The sequence below is a fragment of the Streptomyces sp. NPDC001480 genome (genome assembly GCF_042894725.1).
Taxonomy (GTDB): domain Bacteria; phylum Actinomycetota; class Actinomycetes; order Streptomycetales; family Streptomycetaceae; genus Streptomyces.
Genome location: NZ_JBIAVX010000007.1, coordinates 252,671 through 274,923, shown reverse-complemented (window position 1 = coordinate 274,923; position 22,253 = coordinate 252,671). Strand labels below are relative to the sequence as shown.

Genomic DNA, 22,253 nt, shown 5'->3' with positions numbered 1-22,253 from the left:
TGTGACGCCTGAACCCCACTCCCCGGCCGGCACGGACGATCCCACGCTCGGCCCGCCCCCCGGCTGCCCCGCGCACGGCGTCGGGCCCGGGGGACTGCACCGGCTGTACGGCCCGGACGCGGACGACCTGGGCGAGCTGTACGACAAGCTGCGGGCGGACTACGGCCCCGTGGCACCGGTGCTGCTGCACGACGACGTGCCGATGTGGGTGGTCCTCGGACACGCCGAGAACCTGCACATGGTGCGCAGCCCCTCGCAGTTCACCCGGGACAGCCGCATCTGGACCCCGCTGGCGGAGGGCATGGTCAAGCCCGACCACCCGCTGATGCCGCACATCGCCTGGCAGCCCATCTGCTCGCACGCCGAGGGCGACGAGCACCAGCGACTGCGGGCGGCCGTCACCGGCGCCATGTCGACCATCGACCACCGCGGCATCCGGCGCCACATCGGCCGCTACACCCAGGTGCTGGTCAACGAGTTCTGCGGGGAGGGCCGCGCCGACCTGGTCGGCCAGTTCGCGGAGCACCTGCCGATGGCCGTGATGTGCGAGATCCTCGGCATGCCCGAGGAGTACAACGGCCGCATGGTGCAGGCCGCCCGCGACGCGCTCAAGGGCACCGAGACCGCCATCGCCAGCCACACCTACGTCATGGACGCGCTCAGCAGGCTCACCAGCCGCCGCCGTGCCCGGCCGGACGAGGACTTCACCAGCCACCTCATCACCCACCCGGCCGGGCTGACCGACGACGAGGTCCGGGAGCACCTGCGCCTGGTGCTCTTCGCCGCCTACGAGGCCACCACCAACCTGCTCGGCAACGCGCTGCGCATGGTCCTCACCGAGCCGGGCTTCCGCGCCCAGCTCAACGGCGGGCAGATGACGGTGCCCGAAGCGGTCGAACAGTCCCTGTGGGACGAGCCGCCGTTCAGCGCCGTCCTCGGCTACTTCGCCAAGCAGGACACCGAGCTGGGCGGCCAGCGCATCCGCCGGGGCGACGGGCTGCTGTTCGCCCCCAGACCGGGCAACGTCGACCCGCGGGTACGCCCCGACCTGTCCGCCAACATGCAGGGCAACCGCTCCCACCTCGCCTTCGGCGGCGGCCCGCACGAGTGCCCCGGCCAGGACATCGGCCGTGCCATCGCCGACGTCGGCGTCGACGCACTGCTGACCCGGCTGCCGGACGTCCAGCTCGACTGCGCCGAGGAGGAGCTGCGCTGGCGGTCGTCGATCGCCTCACGGCACCTGGTGGAACTGCCGGTGCGCTTTGAACCGAAGCCGCAGCAGGACGTGATGCTCAAGCCCAGCCCCGCGCCGATCCCGCCGCAGCGCGCCACCTGGCAGGTCGGCACCACCCGTACCGAGCCCGTACCGGCCCCCGCCCCCGAAGCCGAAGTGCCGACCCCGCCGCAGCCGGCTCCCGCGCCCGCCGAACCGGCCCGCCGGGACGGCGTGTGGCAGCGCCTCAAGAGGTGGTGGCGCGGCCACTGACCGGCCTACCCGGCGGCCCACTCGGCGGGCGACGACCAGGCTCGCAGCACCCGGCCGCTGACGAAGCGGTGCTCCGTCCCCGTAACCGGATCGGTGAACTCCAGCCTCCGCGCGAGCAGTTGCAGCGGACGCCGGAAGTCGCCGGCCGGTACGGGGCCGGTCACCTCCGGGTACAGCGGATCGCCGAGGAGGGGCACGCCCAGGGAGCTCATGTGCACCCGCAGCTGATGCGTCTGGCCGGTGGCAGGGACCAGCCGGTACCGGCCCAGCCCGTCCCGCTCACGGTGCTCGGCCAGTTCCACCAGGGTCACCGCGTTCGGCTCGCCCGGCACCTCTTGCGCGGCCGGGATCCCGCGCTCCTTGACGATCCGGCTGCGCACGGTCCGGGGCAGGGCCAGCCCGGGAACGTACGGGGCGACCGCCTCGTACTCCTTGCGCACCTGCCGGTCGCGGAACAGCGACTGGTAGGCGCCGCGGTCCGCGGGCCGTACCGTGAACAGCACCAGCCCTGCCGTCAGCCGGTCCAGACGGTGCGCCGCCGTCAGCGTCGGCAGGCCGAGTTCACGCCGGAGGCGGGCCAGGGCGGTCTCGGCGACATGACTGCCGCGCGGGGTCGTGGCGAGGAAGTGCGGCTTGTCCACGACGACGATCCGCTCGTCCCGGTACACGACCTCCAGCGGGAAGGGCACGGGAACCTCGTCGGGCAGCTCGCGGTGGAACCACACGTACATCCCCGGTTCGTACGGGGCGTCTGCGGCCACCGGCCGACCGTCCGCATCGACGACCAGTCCCGCGTCCAGCATCCCCGCGACCATCCCGGGGGCGGCCCCGCTGAGCCGCTCGACCAGATGCTCACCCACGGTGGCCCACGCCCCGTCGAGCGGCAGCCGCACCCGCACCGGATCCACCCCGTTACGCTGCGGCAGGGGCGAGGGCGGGGTGCGGGTCTTGCGTCTCATCAGGGCACCAGCGTAGGCGCCGGCCCCGGACGCCGGGTCCCCGCCTGCCGCCGCCACTCGCGAGGCGTCCGGCTCAGGCCGCGGCCGCGCCGCCCTCCTGCTCGGCCTCGATGCGCGCGTTCCAGTCGCGCTTGGAGGCCTGCCAGCCGTCCTCGTTGTGGCCCAGACGCCAGTAGCCGGAGATCGACAGGTCCTCGCGCGGGACGGCGAGTTCGACGCGCAGCAGCCGGCGCAGCTCCTTCACGAAGGCCGCCTCGCCGTGCACGAAGGCGTGCATCCGCCCCTCGGGGAACTCCAGCGCCCGCACCGCCTCGACCAGCGCCGCGCCGACCGGCCGGTCGCCACGGTGCAGCCAGACGACCGCCACGTCGGAGTCGATCTTCTGCTCCTCCTCGGGTCCGGAGACCTCCACGAAGGCGTGGGCCCTGACGCCCTCGGGCAGCGCCTCCAGGGAGCGGGCGATCGCCGGCAGGGCGCTCTCGTCACCGGCGAGCAGATGCCAGTCGGCACTCACGTCCGGCGCGTACGCCCCGCCAGGACCCATGAAGCGCACGGTCTCGCCCGGCTGGACGCGCGCCGCCCACGGCCCGGCCAGGCCCTCGTCGCCGTGGATCACGAAGTCCAGGGCCAGCTCGCGCTGTTCGGGATTCCAGGCGCGCACCGTGTACGTCCGGGTCACCGGCCACTGTTCGCGCGGGAACTCCGCACGGATCCGCTCCACGTCGAAGGGCTCGGGATAGGTCACGCCCTCGGCGGGGAACAGGAGCTTCACATAGTGGTCGGTGCAGGTGTCCGCGGCGAAGTCCGCCAGACCCTCACCACCGAGCACCACCCGCTGCATGTGCGGGGTCAGTCGCTCGGTGCGCACGACCTGGGCGGAATAGGGCTTCCGCGGCTTGCGTCCCGGACGTTCTGCCATGACGGCCTCCCGGCTCCACTGGTTGGGCGCTCCATTGGTTAGGTTCGCCTAAGTTAGCATCCGGGGCAAGTAAACACCCCCTCCTTCAGACCAGGATGAGAGGGCACCCCCGGCAGGCCGAGGCCGTCGTGCGCGTCAGGCCCCGAGCGTCGTCAGCAGCCGCTGGAGGGAACCGCCCAGTCCCCAGCGCGCCGACAGCTCCTCCAGCCCCGCCGCGTCGCGTGGCGCGCGCGGCAGTTCCGTGTCGACGTCCGGCAGAGGGACGTCGGCGGCGACCCGGACGACCGTCGGCGCGACGGCGACGTACGGGCGGGCCTCATCCAGTCGCTTGCGCTGCGACGGCGTGAGCCTGGCCCCGGGGTCGTCGACCGCCGCCATGATCCCGGCCAGGTCGCCGAACTCGGCGAGCAGCTTGGCGGCCGTCTTCTCCCCGATGCCGGGCACGCCCGGCAGGCCGTCGCTCGGGTCGCCGCGCAGCAGCGCGAGATCCGCGTACCCGCTGCCGTCCACCCCATACTTCTGGCGCAGCCACGCCTCGTCGGTCAGCTGGAGCGTGCCGACGCCCTTGAGCGGGTACAGCACCCGCACCCCGCGGGCGTCGTCCACCAGCTGGTACAGGTCGCGGTCGCCGGTGACGATGTCGACCGGGCCCTCGGCGCGCGCGGTGAACGTGCCGATGACGTCGTCCGCCTCGTACCCCTCGACCCCGACCCGCGCGATGCCGAGCGCGTCCAGGACGGCCTCGATGACCGGCACCTGCGGGGAGAGCGTGTCCGGGACCTCCTCCTCGTCCGGCCCGGCCTCGTGCACCTCGGCGACCCGGTGCGCCTTGTAGGAGGGGATGAGGTCGACCCGCCACCGGGGCCGCCAGTCCGCGTCCATGCACGCCACCAGGCGGTCCGGCCGGTGGTCCTTCACCAGCCGGTCGATGAAGTCCAGCAGCCCGCGCACGGCGTTCACCGGCGTGCCGTCCGGTGCCTTCACCGAGTCCGGCACGCCGAAGTAGGCGCGGAAGTAGAGGGAGGCGGTGTCGAGGAGCATCAGTCGTCCGGTCACGCCTCGCCATCATGCCGTACCGGGCGGGCGGGTCTGTGAACTGGGCCACTGTTGTGTTTGCCTCCGGGGCACTTGGGCAGGCGCCGCCTCCGAGCGGAGATAGTTGCTGTTTTCAACGAGAGGTACGTGTGTCAGCCAGCCTTGAGGCCGAGCATCTGTACAAGGTGTTCGGCAGACGACCGGACCAGGCAGTGGAAAGACTGCGGCGGGGAGCCGACCGGGAGGAGCTGCGCGCCGACGGCACCACCGCCGCCGTGATCGACGCCTCCTTCACCGTGGACTCCGGTCAGATCTTCGTGGTGATGGGCCTGTCCGGATCCGGCAAGTCCACCCTGCTGCGGATGCTCAACGGTCTGCTGGACCCGACCGCCGGGCAGGTCCGCTTCGGCGGCCGGGACCTGACCGCGCTCACCGACCGCGAACTGCGCGAGGTCCGCGCACGGAAGATCAGCATGGTCTTCCAGCACTTCGCGCTCTTCCCGCACCGCAGCGTCCGCGACAACGCCGCCTACGGCCTCGCCGTGCAGGGCGTGCCCCGCGCCGAGCGCGAGCGCCGCGCCGACGAGGCGCTCGCCCTGTGCGGCCTGGCCGGCTGGGAGGACTCCTGGCCGGACGAGCTGTCCGGCGGCATGCAGCAGCGCGTCGGCCTGGCCCGCGCGCTCGCCACCGACGCCGAGCTGCTGCTGATGGACGAGTCCTTCAGCGCGCTCGACCCGCTGATCCGACGCGACATGCAGGACCAGCTGCTGACGCTCCAGCAGACCCTGAAGAAGACGATCGTCTTCATCACCCACGACCTCAACGAGGCCATGCGCCTGGGCGACCGGATCGCCGTCATGCGCGACGGCCGGATCGTGCAGACCGGCACCGCCGAGGACATCCTGATCCGTCCCGCCGACGACTACGTGGCCTCCTTCACCAAGGACGTGGACCGCTCCCGCGTCCTGACCGCCGCCGCCGTCATGGACACCGAGCTGCGCGGCGACGAGGCCGACTGCGGCTGTCCGTCCGCCACGCCGGACACACCGTTCACCGAGCTGTGCGCGCTCAGCGCCCGCCTCCCGCACCCGGTCGCGGTCCGCGACGACGCGCGCACGCTCGTGGGCGTCGTACCGAGGCAGCGCCTCGTCGGCTTCCTCGGCGACGCGTTCGACGAGCGGGACGAGATCACCGTCTGCGGCGGCGGGCAGGACGAGACGAAGAAGGTGACCGCCGGTGCCTAGGCTCCACCTCGGTGACTGGGTCGACTCCGGCGTCGACTGGCTGGTCGCCCATCTGTCCTGGCTGTTCGACGCGATCCGCGCGGTCGTGGAGGGCATGTACGACGGCATCGACGCCGTCCTGACCGCACCCGAGCCGCTGCTCCTGGCGGGCATCCTCGCGGTGCTCGCCTGGTGGCTGCGCGGGCTGGTCGCGGGAGTCCTCGCCTTCGCCGGGTTCGCGCTCGTCGACTCGCTCGACCTGTGGGACCGGGCGATGTCCACGCTCGCCCTGGTCCTCGTCGCCACGGTGATCGCCCTGGTGATCTCCGTCCCGCTGGGCATCTGGGCCGCCCGTTCCAAGGCGGTCAGCGCGGCCGTGCGCCCCGTCCTGGACCTGCTCCAGACCATGCCGTCGATGGTGCTGCTGATCCCGGCCATCCTCTTCTTCGGCCTGGGCACCGCCGCCGGCGTCATCGCCACGCTGATCTTCGCCCTCGCGCCCGGTGTCCGCATGACCGAGCTGGGCATCCGGCAGGTCGACGCCGAGCTGGTGGAGGCGGCCGAGGCGTTCGGCACCTCGCCCCGCGACATCCTGCTGCGCGTCCAGCTGCCGCTGGCGCTGCCGACCATCATGGCCGGCGTCAACCAGGTGATCATGCTGGGCCTGTCGATGGTCGTGATCGCCGGCATGGTCGGCACCGGCGGCCTCGGCGGCGCCGTCAACGAGGCCATCGGCCGGCTCGACATCGGCTTCGGCTTCGAGGCGGGCGTCGGCATCGTCGTCCTCGCCATCTACCTGGACCGCGTGACCGGTGCCCTCGGCACCCAGCTGTCCCCGCTCGGCCGCCGCGCCGCCGCGAAGGCCCGCGCGGCCACCGGCACCCGGGTCTGGGCCCACCGCCCGCGCCCGGCGGTCGCGGTCGTCGGCGTGGTCGTGCTGGCCCTGGTGGCCGGCGGCATGGGGGTCTTCGGCTCCTCCGGCACCTCCCAGGCCTCCGGCACGGACGTCGGCAGGGGCAAGGAGATCCGGATCGGCTACATCCCCTGGGACGAGGGCATCGCCTCCACGTACCTGTGGAAGGAGATCCTGGAGGAGCGCGGCTTCAAGGTGACCACCACCCAGTACGCCGCCGGCCCCCTCTACACCGGCCTCGCCACCGGCCAGCTCGACTTCCAGACCGACTCCTGGCTGCCCACCACCCACGCCGAGTACTGGAAGAAGTACGGCAAGCAGCTCGACGACCTCGGCAAGTGGTACGGCCCCACCTCGCTGGAGCTGACCGTCCCGTCGTACGTGAAGGACGTGAACTCCCTGGCGGACCTCAGGGCGCACGCCTCAGAGTTCGGCGGGAAGATCATCGGCATCGAGCCCAGCGCCGGCATGATGGGCCTGCTCAAGAGCAAGGTTCTCAAGGAGTACGGCCTGACGGGCGCGTACGAGGTCGTCGACGGCTCGACCCCCGCGATGCTCGCCGAACTCAAGCGCGCCTACGCGAAGAAGCAACCGGTCGTCGTCACCCTGTGGTCGCCCCACTGGGCGTACAGCGACTACGACCTGAAGAAGCTCCAGGATCCCCGGGGCGCCTGGGGCAAGGGCGACGGCGTGCACACCATCGCCCGCAAGGGCTTCGCCGCCGACAACCCCGAGGCCGGCAGGTGGCTGCGGAACTTCTCCATGACGGAGCAGCAGCTCACCGGCCTGGAGGCGCAGATCCAGAAGGCCGGCAAGGGCGAGGAGCAGGACGCCGTCCGCACCTGGCTGAAGCAGCACCCCGGGCTGGTCGACAAGTGGGCCCCGGTCGCCGGCCAGGGGACGAAGAGCCGGGCGGCCGGGTGACCTGACAGCACCCGGATCCGCTCGCGCGAGGGGTGGGCAGCACCGTTCCGGTGCCGTCCACCCCTCGTGGCGTACACGGCGCGGTGGACGGAACGAGCCCGGGCCCACCTACGGAAAGAATCCGGCCAACCACACAGCGCTACGGCCTTGCCCAAACCTCACCGTCCTCCCGGCCCGCGCCCCGGATGCGCCACCGTCGGCCAACTCTGCACCGCACCCCGGGACTTCACCATCCGGAGGCATGCTCCCGATCGAAGGCCGGCGGGGGCTCGTGCGCTGGCGCGATCTATGGGGGTGACGCCGACCCCGGATGACATCGATGTGACGGCCGCATGAAACGGTTTGCCGAACATGCGTAGGGTGCAGAGAAGTCATCAGAAGTGGTGCGCCCGATGCGGGGCACCCGGTCGGAATCGCGGCTAGCGAAGGAGGGAGCCGGAGCGATGGGCGACCACAAAGAACAGCAGCCCCTCCGGGTGGGCGCGGCCGTCCGGCGGCGCCGCCGCGCGCTGGAGCTCACCCTCGCCGTCGTGGCCGAGCGCAGCGGCCTGTCCGTCCCCTTCCTGAGCCAGATCGAGAACGACCGGGCACGCCCCAGCAGAAGCTCCCTGGAGAAGGTCGCCGACGCCCTGCGCACCACCGCCGTCGAGCTGCTCGCCGCCGCCGACCCGGCGTGCAGCGTGGACGTCGTCCGCGCCGAGGACACCGAGAACGGCTTCGACCCGCGGGTGCGCTCGCTGGTCCGCGGTCACCACCAACTGCACGCCTCGGAATTCACCGGAGACCACGACGCCGGCCGCGAATTCCAGCACCGCAACGACGAGTTGATGTACGTCGCCGACGGAGCCGTGGAGATCGAGGCGGAGGGCCGCGCCTACCGCCTCGGCCGTGGCGACACCCTCTACCTGACCGGTGGGGTGCGCCATCGCTGGCGGGCCACGGTCCCCGACACCCGGGTGATCGTCGTCGCGGTGGCGGAGCACATCGAGGCGGTCAAGGACCGCACCCGTTAGGGTTCGCCGCGTGCGGGTCGTCTCCCTCGTGCCGTCCCTCACCGAGGCGGTGGCCGTCACCCTGCCCGGCGTCCTCGTCGGCGCCACGGACTGGTGCGGCCATCCGGCGGACCTCGGGGTCACCCGTGTCGGCGGCACCAAGAATCCCCGGCTCGACCGCATCACCGCCCTCGCCCCCGACCTGGTGATCGCCAACGAGGAGGAGAACCGCGCGCCCGACCTCGACGCCCTGCGCGCGGCGGGCTCGACGGTCCTGGTCACCGAGGTGCGGGACGTACCGCAGGCCTTCCGGGAACTGGAGCGGGTGCTGACCGCGTGCGGGGCGCGGACCCGGCCGCGCTGGCTGGCCGAGGCCGAGGCGGCCTGGGCGGCGCCGCCGGTGCCGGCCCGCCGCACGACGGCGGTCGTGCCGATCTGGCGGCGCCCCTGGATGGTGCTGGGCCGGGACACCTTCGCGGGCGACGTGCTGGCCCGGCTGGGCGTCGACCACCTGTACGCCGGCCACCCCGACCGCTACCCGCGCATCCCCCTCGACGAACTGCGGGCCGCCGGCCCCGACCTGGTCGTCCTCCCCGACGAGCCGTACCGCTTCACGGCGGACGACGGACCCGAGGCGTTCACCGGCCTGCGCTGCGCGCTGGTCAGCGGACGACACCTGACCTGGTACGGGCCGTCACTGGCCGAGGCGCCACGGGTGCTGGCCGGGGCCCTGCGAGCAGCCGTCCGCTGACCAGCCCGCGCACCGTGCCGGCGCCCGCCACGAGCCACGCCGCGACGAGCAGGGCGTACAGGCCGACCGCGAGGGCCTCGTAGGCGGCGAGCCCGGTGTGCCGGGCCAGGACGGCGGAGCCGGTGACGCAGGTGCCCACGGGGAAGGTGAACGCCCACCAGGTCATCGCGAATCCCATGCCCTGCCGCCGGGCCCGCACGACGTGCGCGGTGGCGAGCGCCAGCCACAGCAGCGCGAAGCCCATGACGGGCACCCCGTACAGGACGGCGAGGGCGACGAAGCCCCGGCCGTAGGGGGCGGGCAGGACCCCGGGCGCGAGACCGGCGATGTTGCCGACGGCGGTGGTGGACTGCCCGAGCGGCCCCAGCACCAGGAACAGCGTCGGGGTCAGCGGGAGGGGGAGCGGCCCGGCGGTGACCAGCCGGGCGAAGACCAGCGGCAGCATCAGCAGCGTCGCGAGCAGGCTCAGCCCGAACAGCGCGAAACAGGCGAGCAGCAGCGTCTGGCGGGGCCGGCCCGGCGGCAGATGCGGCACCAGCTGCGGCCCGACCGCGGCCGACACCATGGGCGCGACCAGCGGCAGCAGCCACACCGGGGTGGCCTGACCCGGCTCGACGCGGTGGCGTACGGCCATGAGGTACGGCACGGCGACGGCGGCCGCCAGCCCGACGGCCGTCCCGGCCGCGAACAGCACGGCGTCGAGGGTGGCCGCCCGCTCGGTGCCGATCCACTCCCGGCCGGCCGCCAGGGCACCGCCGCCGACCGCCAGCAGGGCCATCGCGAGGCAGCCGTAGAACGGGACCGTCGCCGGGTCGAGCAGGTGGGCGCGGGCCTGGTCGCCGTGGTGGGCCCAGTGCAGGGCGCGGGCGGCGAGGAGGACCACCAGCATGACCAGCGAGAGGACCCAGACGCCGGCGCACAGCGGGCGCAGGCCGTCGACGTGGACGGGGAGCGCGGCACCGGCGGTGCCCACCACCGCGGTGCCCATCACGGAGGCGTACCAGTTGGGGCCGAGGTGGCGGACTGCCGCTGCGGTGACCATGGACCCACGGTCGCGTGAGCGGACGGCGACGACCAGGGAGTTCGCCCCTATGGGGGCATAAGCTGGTCTTATGAGCGAGGCGGGCGAGGCGAGCGGCACGGCGGAGGAACGACGAGGGGCTGGATCACTGGCGTACCGGGTGCCCGACCTGGGCGCGCTGGAACTGCTGCTGGCGGTCGCACGGCTGGGCAGCCTCGGGGCGGCGGCCCGGGAGGTCGGCATCACGCAGCCCGCGGCCAGCAGCCGGATCCGGTCCATGGAGCGCCAGCTCGGCGTGGCCCTCGTGGACCGCTCGCCGCGCGGGTCCCGCCTGACGGACGCGGGCGCCCTCGTCACCGACTGGGCGCGGCGGGTGGTGGAGGCGGCGGAGGCCTTCGACGTGGGCGCGCAGGCGCTCAGGGACCGCCGGGACTCACGGCTGCGGGTGGCGGCCAGCATGACCATCGCCGAGTACCTGCTGCCGGGCTGGCTGATCGCGCTGCGCGCCCGGCGGCCCGACACCGCGGTGTCGCTGCTCGCCGGGAACTCGGCCGCGGTGGCCGAGCGGCTGCTCGCGGACGAGGCCGACGTCGGCTTCGTGGAGGGGCTCTCGGTGCCGTCCGGCCTGGACTCCGTGGTGATCGCCCACGACCGGCTGATCGTGGTGACGGCACCCGGCCACCCCTGGGCGCGCCGCCGGCGCCCCCTCGCGGCGCAGGAGCTGGCGTCCACCCCGCTGATCCTCCGGGAGAAGGGCTCCGGCACCCGTCAGGTCCTGGACGCCGCCCTGGGCGGCCTGGCCCGCCCGTTGATCGAGCTGTCCTCCACCACCGCCGTCAAGGCCTCGGCGGTCAGCGGCGCCGGCCCCGCGGTACTGAGCGAACTCGCGGTGGGCGACGAGCTCTCCCTGCGCCGCCTCGTGAGCATCCCGGTGGACGGCATCGCGCTCCGGCGTGACCTGCGAGCCGTCTGGCCGACGGGCCACCGCCCGGCGGGCCCCGCCCGCGACCTCCTCACCCTGACCCGCTCCCGGCCCGACCACCCGGCCTGAGAGCCCGACCACCTCCCCGGCCCCGTGCGCAGCGCCCGGAACGCTCGGCGTCGCACGGGCGCACGACCCTCGCCGAGCGCGCTCCGGCTTCACCCGGCGGTGATGCTGGCGTGCGTGCGGCCCGGGGCGGGCGGGCCGGATCCGGAGGGGGCGGGCGCCGGGGGAGGCGGGCGTCGGAGCGGCTCGGGAAGCGGCTCGCCGCCGGGTCAGGAGCGGTTCGGGGCTGCCGCGCCGGACGCCGCCCGGACCAGCGCCCGCACGATCCGGAGGTCCTCGCCCATCTCCGGGTGCCACTGCACGCCCAGGACCCAGTCGGCGGACGGCAGTTCCACGGCCTCCACCGTGCCGTCGGCCGCGTACGCCGAGGGGACGAGACCCTCGCCGAGGCGGTCCACGGCCTGGTGGTGGTAGGTGGGCACGGTCGCCTCCTCCGGCACGATGTCGCCGTACAGGGTGCCCGGGACCGGCTTGACCGGGTGGCCGCCGAACACGCCGACCACCTCCGCGTGCCCGTCGAGGTGCTGTACGAGCGTGCCGCCGAGGGCCACGTTCAGCAGCTGCATGCCGCGGCAGATGCCGAGCAGCGGGACGCGCGCGGTCAGTGCCGCGTCGATCAGGGCGAGTTCCCAGGCGTCCCGCTCGGGCGCGGGCGGGCCAGTGCGCGGGGAGCGTTCGGCGCCGTAGCGGGCGGGGTCGACGTCGGGGCCGCCGGCGACGACCAGGCCGTCCAGCCGGGCCACCGTGGCCGCCGCGTGCGCGGGGTCGTCCGGCGGGAGCATCGCGGCCAGCCCGCCGGCCCGCTGCACCAGACGCGGATAGGCGGCGGGCAGCAGGGCGGCCTCCAGCTCCCAGACGCCCCAGCGCGCGCCCGTCTCCAGGTACGTGCTCACACCGATCAGCGGTCGTCCGGTCACGTGGGCCTCTCAGCCATAGAATGGTTCATTGCCATACCTTTGCAGAGCCTGTTCAGGCCAGGAAGCCCCGCAGCAGCGCCGCCGTCCCCGCGCAGTGCTCCCGCATCATCTCCCGCGCGCCGTCCGCGTCCCCGTCCAGCACCGCCTCGACCAGCGCGGTGTGCTGCCGCTGCGAGTGCTCCAGGTTGCGGACCAGCAGCGGGATGCAGTCCAGCAGGTCGTTCACCGTCGCCCGGACCGCCGCGTACCGCGCGGTCAGCGTCGGCGAGCCGCACAGCTCGGCCAGCGTGAGGTGGAGCAGGGTGTCCAGACGGCGGTAGTCGGCGAGTGGCGCGTCGTGCGTGCGGGCCAGCGCCCCGCGCAGCCGGTCCGCCTGCTCGCCGGTCAGCCCGTGCGCCGCGCACAGCCCGGCCGCGCCCACCTCCAGCACCTCACGGAAGCGGAGCACGTCCTCGATGTCGACCTCGGCGATCCGGCGCCGCAACTCGTCCTCGCCGCCCGCGTCCGTGCGCGGCAGCACGAACGTGCCGCCGTACCGCCCGCGCCGGGACTCCACCAGGCCCTGGTCCTGGAGCACCTTCAGCACCTCGCGCAGCGTCACCCGGCTGATGCCCAGCCGCTCCGCCAGCTCCCGCTCGGCGGGCAGCCGCCCCCCGCCCGGCACCAGGCCGAGCCGCACCACCTGGAGGATCTGCTCCAGCGCCTCCTCGAAGCCGTTGCCCGCCCGCACCGGCCGCAGCACCGGCGTGAGCCGGTCGCCGAGACCGCCGTCGGCATCCAGTGACATCCGGACGCGCCCCCTTCCCAAGCAATGGTTCTCGGCAATACCTTATGGTTCCCGGCCCGGCCGGAAAAGCGCGAAGAAGCGTGAAGAAGCCGAAGGAGGCTCTCCCGTGGCAGACCGCACACCCCCGCTCGGCGTCGAGGAACTGCACGCCCTCGTCGCAGGCGGTGAGATCGACACTGTCGTCCTGGCCTTCCCCGACATGCAAGGGCGGCTCCAGGGCAAGCGGTTCGCCGCCCGCTTCTTCCTCGAAGAGGTCCTCCAGCACGGCACCGAGGGCTGCAACTACCTCCTCGCCGTCGACACCGAGATGAACACCGTCGACGGCTACGAGATGTCCTCCTGGGACCGCGGGTACGGCGACTTCGCCATGCACCCCGACCTGTCCACCCTGCGCCGCGTCCCCTGGAACGAGGGCACGGCCATGCTGATCGCCGACCTCGCCTGGAACGACGGCTCCCCGGTGGTGGCCGCCCCCCGCCAGATACTGCGCCGGCAGCTGGAGCGGCTCGCCGAACTCGGCTACACCGCCCAGGTCGGCACCGAGCTGGAGTTCATCGTCTTCAAGGACACCTACGAACAGGCCTGGGACGCCGGCTACCGGGGCCTCACCCCCGCCAACCAGTACAACATCGACTACTCCGTCCTCGGCACCGGCCGCATCGAGCCGCTGCTGCGCCGCATCCGCAACGAGATGGCCGGCGCCGGCCTGACCGTCGAGTCCGCCAAGGGCGAGTGCAACCCCGGCCAGCACGAGATCGCCTTCCGCTACGACGAGGCCCTCGTCACCTGCGACCAGCACGCCGTCTACAAGACCGGCGCCAAGGAGATCGCCGCCCAGGAGGGCATGTCCCTCACCTTCATGGCCAAGTACAACGAGCGCGAGGGCAACTCCTGCCACATCCACCTCTCGCTCGCCGACGCCGACGGCACCAACGCGATGGCCGGACCCGAGGGGATGTCCGAGGTCATGCGCCACTTCCTCGCCGGACAGCTCGCCGCGCTCCGCGACTTCTCCCTGCTCTACGCCCCGAACATCAACTCCTACAAGCGCTTCCAGCCCGGCTCCTTCGCCCCCACCGCGGTCGCCTGGGGCCACGACAACCGCACCTGCGCCCTCAGAGTCGTCGGCCACGGCCGCTCCCTGCGCTTCGAGAACCGCCTGCCCGGCGGCGACGTCAACCCCCACCTGGCGGTCGCGGGACTGGTGGCGGCCGGCCTGTACGGCATCGAGCAGAAGCTGGAACTGCCCGACGCCTGCCCCGGCAACGCCTACACCGCCGACTTCGCACACGTGCCCACCACCCTGCGGGAAGCCGCCGACCTCTGGGAGAACAGCCCGATCGCCCGGGCCGCCTTCGGCGACGAGGTCGTCGCGCACTACCGCAACATGGCGCGCGTCGAACTCGACGCCTTCGACGCCGCGGTCACCGACTGGGAGCTGCGCCGCTCCTTCGAACGCATGTGAAAGGTCATCACGTGTCCGACCCGCACGAGCTGAAGGTCCTCAACCCCGCCACCGAGGAGGTCGTCGCCACCGTCCCCGCCGCCACCGCCGAGGACGTGGACGCCGCCGTCGCACGCGCCGCGCGGGCCCAGACGAAGTGGGCCGCCCTCCCGCCCGTCGACCGGGCCCGGCAGCTGCGCCGCTTCGCCGACACCGTCGACGCCCATGTGGAGGAACTGGCCCGGCTGGAGGTCCGCGAGGCCGGCCACACCGTCGGCAACGCCCGCTGGGAGGCCGCCAACGCCCGCGACCTGCTGCTGTACGCGGCCGGCGGCGCCGAACGCCTGCTCGGCAAGCAGATCCCGGCCCCCGGCGGCTGGGACGTCACCTTCCACGAACCCCTCGGCGTCGTCGGCGTGATCGCCCCCTGGAACTTCCCCATGCCCATCGCCGCCTGGGGTTCCTTCCCGGCCCTCGCCGCAGGCAACGCCGTCGTCCTCAAACCCGCCGAGACCACCCCGCTCACCGCCCTCCGCCTGGCCGAACTGGCCCTGGACGCGGGCCTGCCCGAGCACCTCCTCCAGGTGCTCCCCGGACACGGCCACACCGCCGGACGCGCCCTCGTCGACCACCCCGACGTCGCCAAGATCGTGTTCACCGGCTCCACCCGCACCGGCCGCGAGGTCATGGAGCGCTGCGCCCGGCTGGTCAAGCCGGTCACCCTGGAACTCGGCGGCAAGAGCCCGAACATCGTCTTCGCCGACGCCGACCTCAAATCCGCCCTGGACCCCTTCTCCTTCCTGGACAACTCCGGCCAGGACTGCTGCGCCCGCACCCGCGTCCTCGTCCAGGAGACGGTGTACGACGCGGCCCGCGACTTCCTCGCCGACGCGCTGGCCGCCGTGACCGTGGGCGACCCGGCCGACGAGAAGACCCAGATGGGCCCGCTGATCTCCCGTCAGCAGCTGGACCGCGTACGGTCCTACGTCCCCGAAGCAGCCCCGGCCCTGCGCGGCAGCGCACCTGACGGACCCGGCTTCTGGTTCCCGCCGACCGTGCTCACCGGCGAACGGCCCGACTCCGCCGCGGCCCGAGAGGAGATCTTCGGCCCGGTCGCCGTCCTGCTGCCCTTCACCGACGAGGAGGACGCCATCCGCCTCGCCAACGACACCCCGTACGGCCTCTCCGGCTCCATCTGGACCCGCGACATCGGCCGCGCGCTGCGCGTCTCCCAGGCCGTCCGCGCCGGCAACCTGTCCGTCAACTCCCACTCCAGCGTCCGCTACTGGACCCCCTTCGGCGGCTTCAAGCAGTCCGGCCTCGGCCGCGAACTCGGCCCCGAGGCCCTGACCGCCTTCACCGAAACCAAGAACGTCTTCATCAGCACGGAGGCCTGAGCCGCACATGACTGCCGAAAACATCTGCCGCCGCCTGGTCGGCCGCACCGCCGTCGTCACCGGAGCCGGCAGCGGCATCGGCCTCGCCACCGCACGCCGGCTCGCCTTGGAGGGCGCGCACGTCGTCTGCGGCGACGTGGACGAGGTCCGCGGCAAGGCCGCCGCCGAGGAGGTCGGCGGGCTCTTCGTGAAGGTCGACGTCACCGACCCCGAGCAGGTCGAGGCGCTCTTCAAGACCGCCCACGACACCTACGGCAGCGTCGACATCGCCTTCAACAACGCCGGCATCTCCCCGCCCGACGACGACTCCATCCTGGAGACCGGACTGGAGGCCTGGAAGCGCGTCCAGGAGGTCAACCTCACCTCCGTCTACCTGTGCTGCAAGGCCGCCATCCCCTACATGCGCCGCCAGGGCAGGGGCTCCATCATCAACACCGCGTCCTTCGTCGCCCGCATGGGCGCGGCCACCTCGCAGATCTCCTACACCGCATCCAAGGGCGGCGTCCTCGCCATGTCCCGCGAACTGGGCGTGCAGTTCGCCCGGGAGGGCATCCGCGTCAACGCCCTCTGCCCGGGCCCGGTCAACACGCCCCTGCTCCAGGAGCTGTTCGCCAAGGACCCCGAGCGGGCGGCCCGCCGCCTGGTGCACATCCCGGTCGGCCGGTTCGCCGAGGCCGAGGAGATCGCCGCCGCCGTCGCCTTCCTGGCCAGCGACGACTCCTCCTTCGTCAACGCCACCGACTTCCTGGTGGACGGCGGGATCTCGGGCGCGTACGTCACCCCGCTCTAGGCGGCCCCGGCGGCTCGCGGCGTACCGGGGCAGGGGCCGGTCACAGGAACGTGTGGCCCTCGCCCCGGTACGTCGGCACCGTCGCCGTCACCGCGTCCCCCTCGATCAGGTGCAGGACGTCGAACCGCTCGCACAGCTCACCGGCCTTCGCGTGCCGGAACCACACCCTGTCGCCGATCAGCAGATCGTCGGCGGGCGCGCCGAGCAGCGGGGTCTGCACCTCGCCGGGCCCCTCCTGGGGGTCGTACCGCAGCCCCTCCGGCAGGTACGGCACCGGCAGCCGGTCGCGGCCGGGGGCCCCGGAGGCGGGATAGCCGCCGCCGAGCACGGTGACGACGCCCACGCCCGGCCGCCGCACCACGGGCATGGCGAAGAGGGCGGCGGGGCGGCCGGTGAACGACGTGTAGTTGTCGAACAGGCGCGGCACGTACAGGCCCGAACCGGCCCCGATCTCCGTGACGGAGGACTCCGCCGCGGTGTGCTGCACACTGCCCGTGCCGCCGCCGTTGACGAACTCCAGCTCGGGCGCCACCGCCCGGACCGCCCGCACCACCGCGGCCCGCCGCTCGGCCAGTTCCCGGCGGGCGGTGGCCTGCATCAACCGGACGGCGCGGGAACGGAAGGGGCGGCCCGCGATCGCGTCCCCGACCCCGGCGATGTGCCCCTCGTACGCCATGATCCCCACCAGCCGGAAACCCGGCCGGCGGCTCACGGCCCGCGCCACGTCGGCCACCTGGGCGGGGGAGTGCAGCGGCGAACGACGCGCTCCCACCCGCACCCGCCCGCCCAGCAGCTTCAGCGAGGTGTCCAACTCCAGGCAGACCCGTACCACTTCACGGCCACCGGCACGGGCGGCGTCGATCAGGTCCAGCTGGGCGAGGTCGTCGATCATCACCGTGACGGCGGCGGCGAGCTTGGGATCGGCCGCCAGCTCCGCGTAGCCGGCCCGGTCGACGGACGGGTACGCGAGCAGCACGTCGTCGAAGCCGGAGCGGGCGAGCCACAGCGACTCGGCCAGCGTGAACGACATGATGCCGGCGAACCCGTCCTTCGCCAGCACCCGCTCCAGCAGGGCACGGCAGCGCACGGACTTGCTGGCCAAGCGGATCGGCTTGCCGCCGGCCCGCCGGACGAGATCGTCCGCGTTGGCGTCGAAGGCGTCCAGGTCCACGATCGCGAGAGGGGCGTCGAGGTGGGCGGTGGCCCTGTCGTAACGGGCCCGGTCGGAGGCGCGCGCAGTCATGCACGAAGCCTGCCAGACAGGATTACCGCAGGGTAGGGGGACGTTCCGGGCAGATGCCCCGGGCTCGTGGACTGGTTCCCGTTCGACCGTGGTCAAGCCGTAGAGTGACGCGCACACGCACAGTGGAACCACCCCGGCCGCTTGCTCAGCGCCGGGATGCCGGTCCGCGCGTGCGGGTATGCGTAATGGCACGAGGAAGCGGGGGGTGCATGAGCACGGAAGCGCGGCACGCCCCCGTCCCGCCACGCCCCTCCCACAACCCCACCCCGCCGGGCGGCGACGCCCCGGAAGGGGAGCCGCGGCCGGCGGGCGCACGGGAGAACGGTCCCACGCCGGGCCCCACCCCGACCCCGCCCCACCACCGCACGGCGCCGACCGGCACGGCCCCCGACCGCACCGAGCCCGGCGCCACCCCTCCGGCCCCGCGTCCGGCGGGCGGCGGCACTTCGCCCGGTCCGCGTCCGGCGGGCGATGGCACTTCGCCCGGTCCGCGCCCGACGGGAGATCGCGCTACGTCCGGTTCGCGTCCGACGGGCGGCGTGATGCCCCTGGGCTCCCGTCCGGCGGGCGGCGGTGCTTGCGAGGCCGGGCGTCCGGCGGCAGGCGATGCTTCGTCGTCGGGTGCGCGTGCGGCGGAGGGCGGGGGACCCTCGGGTTCCCGCCCGATGGGCGGCAGGGCTTCCGCGACCGGGCGTTCGACGGTCGGAGACGGCCCCTCCGCTTCGCGTCCGGCGGGGGGCGGCGCTCCGTCCGGTTCGCGTGCGGTGGACGGGAGCGCGTCTTCCGGTTCGCGTCCGGCGGGCGGTGGCGCCAGTGCTTCCGCCGGGTCGCGTACGGCGGCCGGCGACGGTTCCTCCGGCACGCGTACGGCGACCGGCGGGACGGGTGTCGGCTCGCGTCGGCCGAGTCCGTCGGTGCGGCCGAACTCCGGTGCGCCGGGGACCCGCAGCACCGGGGACGGGAAGGCCACGCGCCCCGGCTCGGGCGGCCCGGCTCCGCGGTCGGACTTCCCCTACGTCCGTCCCGCCTTCGCGGCGCGCAACCCCAGCCCGGCGGCGCCCGCGGCCCCGGCGGCCCCCGCGCCCCCCACGGCCCCGCCGCCACCCGCCTCGGCCCGTTTCCCCGACGCCCCGCCGACCGTAGGGCGTGAGCCGCGCAAGCCCGGCACACCCGCGGCGGACCGGATCCCGCCCAGGCCTGCTCGCCCCCCGGCCGAAACGCCCGCGGAGACGACCGCCCGGCTGCGCCGGCTCCTGTCGGCGACTCAGCCCGACGCGGCCGCCCGGAACACGCGCACCCCGACCGCCACCCCGACCGTCACCGCGCCCGTGCCGACCCCCGACCCCGCCCTCTCCTGGAGCGCGGCGGTGCCGCCCGTCGTGACCTTCGGGCAGGCCGAGGGGTACGACGAGCGCGGCCGACCCCGGCCGCTGGGCGCTCGGGTGCGCCCCCGCACCGCCGCTGCCGCCGCCTGCGTCGTGCTCGGACTCGGGCTCATCGGCGGTGCGGTGACCGGGAGTTGGCTCACCGGTGACGGCGGGGGCACCGGCCCCGCGAACGGCTACACCGCGGCCGCCGACCTGTGGCACAGCGTGCCCGTCGACCAGCTCTTCCCGCCCACCGTGGAGGGCACCGGCGCGGGCCCCGGCGGCGCCGACCGCACCTGGATACGGATCGCCGTCGCCCCGGACAGCGGCTGCGCGAAGGCCTTCGACCCGCTTCTCGAAAAGGCGCTCGCCCCCGTCGGCTGCCGGCGGCTGCTGCGTGCCACCTACATCGACGTCACCCAGAGCCACGTCACCACCGTCGGCCTGCTCTTCACCAAGGCCGACACCGCCGCCATGAGCTCGCTGGCCCGCCGCTTCCAGAGCGAGGGCCTCGGCGCCCGGACCGACCTGATGCCCCGTCCGTACGCCGCGAAGGGCACCGCCGCCGCGGCCTTCGGCGACAAGCAGCGCGCCTCCTGGACCATCTCCGTCCTCACCGACGCCCCGGTGGTCGCCTACGCCGTCTCCGGCTGGGCGGACGGCCGTACCGTCGACGACCCGCAGCCCGCGGCGCAGGCCATACGCTCAGGTGCCACCTCGGCCCCCGCCCAGGCGGGACTCGGCAACGAGGCGCAGGGCCTGGCCGACCGCATCGAACGGAGCCTGCGCAAGACCGTCAGCTCGGCCACGGAGAGCCCCTCATGAACCGTACGACCGGCGGCGCGGCCCTGAGTCTTCTCCTCGCCGGCTCGATCGCCCTCCTGCCGTCCACCGCGGCGTACGCCGACGGCATCCGCGCCCAGCAGTGGGCCCTTTCGGCGATGCACACCCAGGAGGCCTGGCGCACCACCAAGGGCAAGGGCATCACCGTCGCCGTCCTGGACACCGGCGTCGAGGACGACCACCCGGACCTGGTGGGCAACGTCCTGCCCGGCAAGGACATGATCAACTTCGGCGCCCAGCGAGGCGACCGCACCTGGGCCCGGCACGGCACCGCGATGGCCGGCATCATCGCCGGCCACGGGCATGGCGCCGGCGACGGCGACGGCGTCATGGGCATCGCCCCCGAAGCGAAGATCCTCCCCGTCCGCGTGATCCTGGAGGACGGCGACTCCGCCCGCGGCAAGGCCCGCGCCACCCGCGGCAACGCCCTCGCCGAGGGCATCCGCTGGGCCGCCGACCAGGGCGCCGACGTCATCAACCTGTCCCTCGGCGACGACTCCGCCTCCGCGCATCCCGAACCCAGCGAGGACGAGGCCGTCCAGTACGCCCTGAAGAAGGGCGCCGTCGTCGTCGCCTCGGCCGGCAACGGCGGCAAGAAGGGCGACCACATCTCCTACCCGGCCGCCTACCCGGGCGTCATCGCCGCGACCGCCGTCGACCGCTACGGCACCCGCGCCGACTTCTCCACCCGCCGCTGGTACGCCACGGTGAGCGCCCCCGGCGTCGACGTCGTCATCGCCGACCCGGACCACAAGTACTACGAGGGGTGGGGGACGAGCGCGGCCTCCGCCTTCGTCTCCGGCGCCGTGGCGCTGATCAAAGCCGCCCACCCCGGCCTGACCCCGGCCCAGATGAAGAAGCTCCTGGAGGACACCGCCCGGGACGCGCCCAGCGGCGGCCGCGACGACTCGCGCGGCTACGGCATGATCGACCCGGCCGCCGCCATCAAGGCCGCCGCCCGCCTCGAACCCGAGGGCATCCGGACCGCGTCCCACGGCGAGAAGTACTTCGGCTCCGGCCCGGACACCGTCGAGGCCACCGGCGGCGCGTCGGGCTGGGCGGGACCGCTGGCCGGCAGCACCGGCGGAGTGCTCCTGGTGGCGGCGGGCGTCCTGTGGCGGCGGCGCCGCGAGGAGCGGGGGCCGGACGGCTACTGAGGCCGCCGCCCGTCACCCCTGCCCGGACGCGGTGGACGAGGCCGACGACGTGGCGTCGTCCCCGGTGAACACCGACACCGTCGCCTTCGCCGCCGCCTCGACCAGCGAGATGCCCGTCGCCTGGCCGGCGTTGCCGTTCGACAGCACGGCGACCAGGTAGTCGTCGCCGCCCGCCGTGACGCGCCCGATGCTGTTGACGTCCCACAGGCCGGTCGTGCTGCGGGCCAGCCAGCCGTTCTTCAGCGCCCACGCGGAGCCGTCGGCCGCCGCCGAGACACCCCAGTCCTGGTCCGGCTCGATGGTCTTCATCAGCCCCTGGACATACGCCCGCGAGGCCTCACTCAGCTTCGAGTCGTCCCCGAACACCTGCTGGAGCAGCACGAGTTGGTCCGCCGCGGTGGTCTGGGTCAGCCCCCACAGCTCGCCTTCGCCGCCCGTGGTGTCCGTGAGCCCGAACCGCTTGTTCGCCGCGTCGAGCCCGTCCGCCGTCCCGATGGTGTGCCACAGGGCCGTCGCGGAGTCGTTGTCGCTGTTCTCGATCATCTTCGTGGCGTAGGCCTTCTCCGCCGCCGTGAGATGCCGGCCCGCGTCCTGGGCCTGCAACAGCAGCGTCGCCAGGATGTCGACCTTGACGATGCTCGCCGTGTCGAAGAGGGCGTCGCCGTACCTGGCGCTCGCACCGGAGTCGAGGTCCAGCACGGCCGTCGACACCTTCGCGCCCGACGGCACGGTGACCGCCTCCATGGCCTGCGCCAGCAGCGCCTCGCGGTCCGCCGACGGCTCCGCCACGGGTTCCACCGATGCCTCCCCACCCGCCGGGGCCGAGGAGGAGGCCGGCGGTGACGCCGCCGAGGATACGGGGCCGGTGTGCGCCCGCGCCTTCACGTACACGGTCCCCGCGGCCGTGCCGCCGGCTATCGCGACGGCGGCGAGCGCGGTGCAGAGGAGCGGACGACGCCGGGACGGGCGAGCGCGGCGGCGCCGGCTGGCTCTGGAAGACTCCATGCCCGCGATGCTCGGGGTGGGGGCTGTGCGCT

19 protein-coding genes are annotated in these 22,253 nt (G+C 73.8%); 11 read left to right on the top strand and 8 right to left on the bottom strand.

Annotation, left to right across the window (positions count from 1 at the left end; translation table 11 throughout):
• The first annotated feature begins 1 nt into the window (after position 1).
• Complete coding sequence (locus tag ACFY01_RS19410) at positions 2 to 1,486, top strand: cytochrome P450 (protein WP_390736930.1); 1,485 nt, start codon at positions 2 to 4, stop codon at positions 1,484 to 1,486.
• A gap of 5 nt (positions 1,487 to 1,491) precedes the next feature.
• On the opposite strand, the gene ACFY01_RS19405 is transcribed toward ACFY01_RS19410, so the two are convergent.
• From ACFY01_RS19405 to ACFY01_RS19395, 3 genes are all read right to left on the bottom strand, one after another.
• A complete protein-coding gene (locus ACFY01_RS19405; protein ID WP_390736929.1) occupies positions 1,492 to 2,445 on the bottom strand; it encodes an RluA family pseudouridine synthase in 954 nt (317 codons plus the stop codon).
• A 73-nt stretch (positions 2,446 to 2,518) separates the two neighbouring features.
• Positions 2,519 to 3,364: a siderophore-interacting protein gene (locus ACFY01_RS19400; RefSeq protein WP_390736928.1), complete on the bottom strand. Its 846-nt coding sequence runs from the start codon at positions 3,362 to 3,364 to the stop codon at positions 2,519 to 2,521.
• Positions 3,365 to 3,499: 135 nt separating this feature from the next.
• Positions 3,500 to 4,405: a 5'-3' exonuclease H3TH domain-containing protein gene (locus tag ACFY01_RS19395; RefSeq protein ID WP_390737105.1), complete on the bottom strand. Its 906-nt coding sequence runs from the start codon at positions 4,403 to 4,405 to the stop codon at positions 3,500 to 3,502.
• A gap of 143 nt (positions 4,406 to 4,548) precedes the next feature.
• Here ACFY01_RS19395 and ACFY01_RS19390 point away from each other — a divergent pair, with 143 nt between their 5' ends.
• From ACFY01_RS19390 to ACFY01_RS19375, 4 genes are all read left to right on the top strand, one after another.
• Positions 4,549 to 5,643 (top strand): glycine betaine/L-proline ABC transporter ATP-binding protein, encoded by a 1,095-nt coding sequence (locus ACFY01_RS19390; RefSeq protein ID WP_390736927.1) that lies wholly within the window; start codon positions 4,549 to 4,551, stop codon positions 5,641 to 5,643.
• Positions 5,636 to 7,459, top strand: a complete 1,824-nt coding sequence (locus ACFY01_RS19385; RefSeq protein WP_390736926.1) for an ABC transporter permease/substrate binding protein — start codon at positions 5,636 to 5,638, stop codon at positions 7,457 to 7,459. Before ACFY01_RS19390 ends, ACFY01_RS19385 begins: the two co-directional genes overlap by 8 nt.
• A 443-nt stretch (positions 7,460 to 7,902) precedes the next feature.
• Positions 7,903 to 8,472, top strand: a complete 570-nt coding sequence (locus ACFY01_RS19380; RefSeq protein WP_390736925.1) for a helix-turn-helix domain-containing protein — start codon at positions 7,903 to 7,905, stop codon at positions 8,470 to 8,472.
• 10 nt (positions 8,473 to 8,482) lie between these two features.
• A complete protein-coding gene (locus ACFY01_RS19375; protein WP_390736924.1) occupies positions 8,483 to 9,202 on the top strand; it encodes a helical backbone metal receptor in 720 nt (239 codons plus the stop codon).
• Here the strand turns inward: ACFY01_RS19375 and ACFY01_RS19370 are convergent.
• Positions 9,114 to 10,244 carry a TDT family transporter gene (locus ACFY01_RS19370; RefSeq protein ID WP_390736923.1) on the bottom strand — a complete coding sequence of 377 codons (1,131 nt, stop codon included), beginning with the start codon at positions 10,242 to 10,244 and terminating at the stop codon, positions 9,114 to 9,116. The two genes, ACFY01_RS19375 and ACFY01_RS19370, sit on opposite strands and share 89 nt — an antisense overlap.
• Positions 10,245 to 10,314: 70 nt before the next feature.
• Between ACFY01_RS19370 and ACFY01_RS19365 the strand changes: the two genes are divergently transcribed.
• Positions 10,315 to 11,274: a LysR family transcriptional regulator gene (locus ACFY01_RS19365; protein WP_390736922.1), complete on the top strand. Its 960-nt coding sequence runs from the start codon at positions 10,315 to 10,317 to the stop codon at positions 11,272 to 11,274.
• 206 nt (positions 11,275 to 11,480) lie between these two features.
• Here the strand turns inward: ACFY01_RS19365 and ACFY01_RS19360 are convergent, their stop codons facing one another.
• Both ACFY01_RS19360 and ACFY01_RS19355 read right to left on the bottom strand, forming a co-directional pair.
• Entirely contained in the window at positions 11,481 to 12,188 is a 708-nt protein-coding gene (locus ACFY01_RS19360) for a gamma-glutamyl-gamma-aminobutyrate hydrolase family protein (RefSeq protein WP_390736921.1), read from the bottom strand.
• Positions 12,189 to 12,240: 52 nt separating this feature from the next.
• A complete protein-coding gene (locus ACFY01_RS19355; protein WP_390736920.1) occupies positions 12,241 to 12,975 on the bottom strand; it encodes a FadR/GntR family transcriptional regulator in 735 nt (244 codons plus the stop codon).
• Between the two features lie 106 nt (positions 12,976 to 13,081).
• On the opposite strand from ACFY01_RS19355, the gene ACFY01_RS19350 reads away from it, so the two are divergent.
• The 3 genes from ACFY01_RS19350 to ACFY01_RS19340 are packed head-to-tail and all read left to right on the top strand — an operon-like array spanning position 13,082 to position 16,606.
• Positions 13,082 to 14,440 (top strand): glutamine synthetase family protein, encoded by a 1,359-nt coding sequence (locus ACFY01_RS19350; protein ID WP_390736919.1) that lies wholly within the window; start codon positions 13,082 to 13,084, stop codon positions 14,438 to 14,440.
• 11 nt (positions 14,441 to 14,451) lie between these two features.
• A complete protein-coding gene (locus ACFY01_RS19345; RefSeq protein ID WP_390736918.1) occupies positions 14,452 to 15,816 on the top strand; it encodes an aldehyde dehydrogenase family protein in 1,365 nt (454 codons plus the stop codon).
• Between the two features lie 7 nt (positions 15,817 to 15,823).
• Complete coding sequence (locus ACFY01_RS19340; protein ID WP_390736917.1) at positions 15,824 to 16,606, top strand: 3-oxoacyl-ACP reductase; 783 nt, start codon at positions 15,824 to 15,826, stop codon at positions 16,604 to 16,606.
• Between the two features lie 40 nt (positions 16,607 to 16,646).
• Here the strand turns inward: ACFY01_RS19340 and ACFY01_RS19335 are convergent, their stop codons facing one another.
• Positions 16,647 to 17,849: an amino acid deaminase/aldolase gene (locus ACFY01_RS19335; protein WP_390736916.1), complete on the bottom strand. Its 1,203-nt coding sequence runs from the start codon at positions 17,847 to 17,849 to the stop codon at positions 16,647 to 16,649.
• A 914-nt stretch (positions 17,850 to 18,763) separates the two neighbouring features.
• Here ACFY01_RS19335 and ACFY01_RS19330 point away from each other — a divergent pair.
• A complete protein-coding gene (locus ACFY01_RS19330) occupies positions 18,764 to 20,041 on the top strand; it encodes a hypothetical protein (RefSeq protein WP_390736915.1) in 1,278 nt (425 codons plus the stop codon).
• Entirely contained in the window at positions 20,038 to 21,216 is a 1,179-nt protein-coding gene (gene mycP, locus ACFY01_RS19325; RefSeq protein ID WP_390736914.1) for a type VII secretion-associated serine protease mycosin, read from the top strand. The genes ACFY01_RS19330 and mycP overlap by 4 nt, the downstream gene beginning before the upstream one ends.
• Positions 21,217 to 21,228: 12 nt before the next feature.
• Here the strand turns inward: mycP and ACFY01_RS19320 are convergent, their stop codons facing one another.
• Positions 21,229 to 22,221, bottom strand: a complete 993-nt coding sequence (locus ACFY01_RS19320) for a serine hydrolase (protein WP_390736913.1) — start codon at positions 22,219 to 22,221, stop codon at positions 21,229 to 21,231.
• Between the last annotated feature and the right edge of the window lie 32 nt (positions 22,222 to 22,253).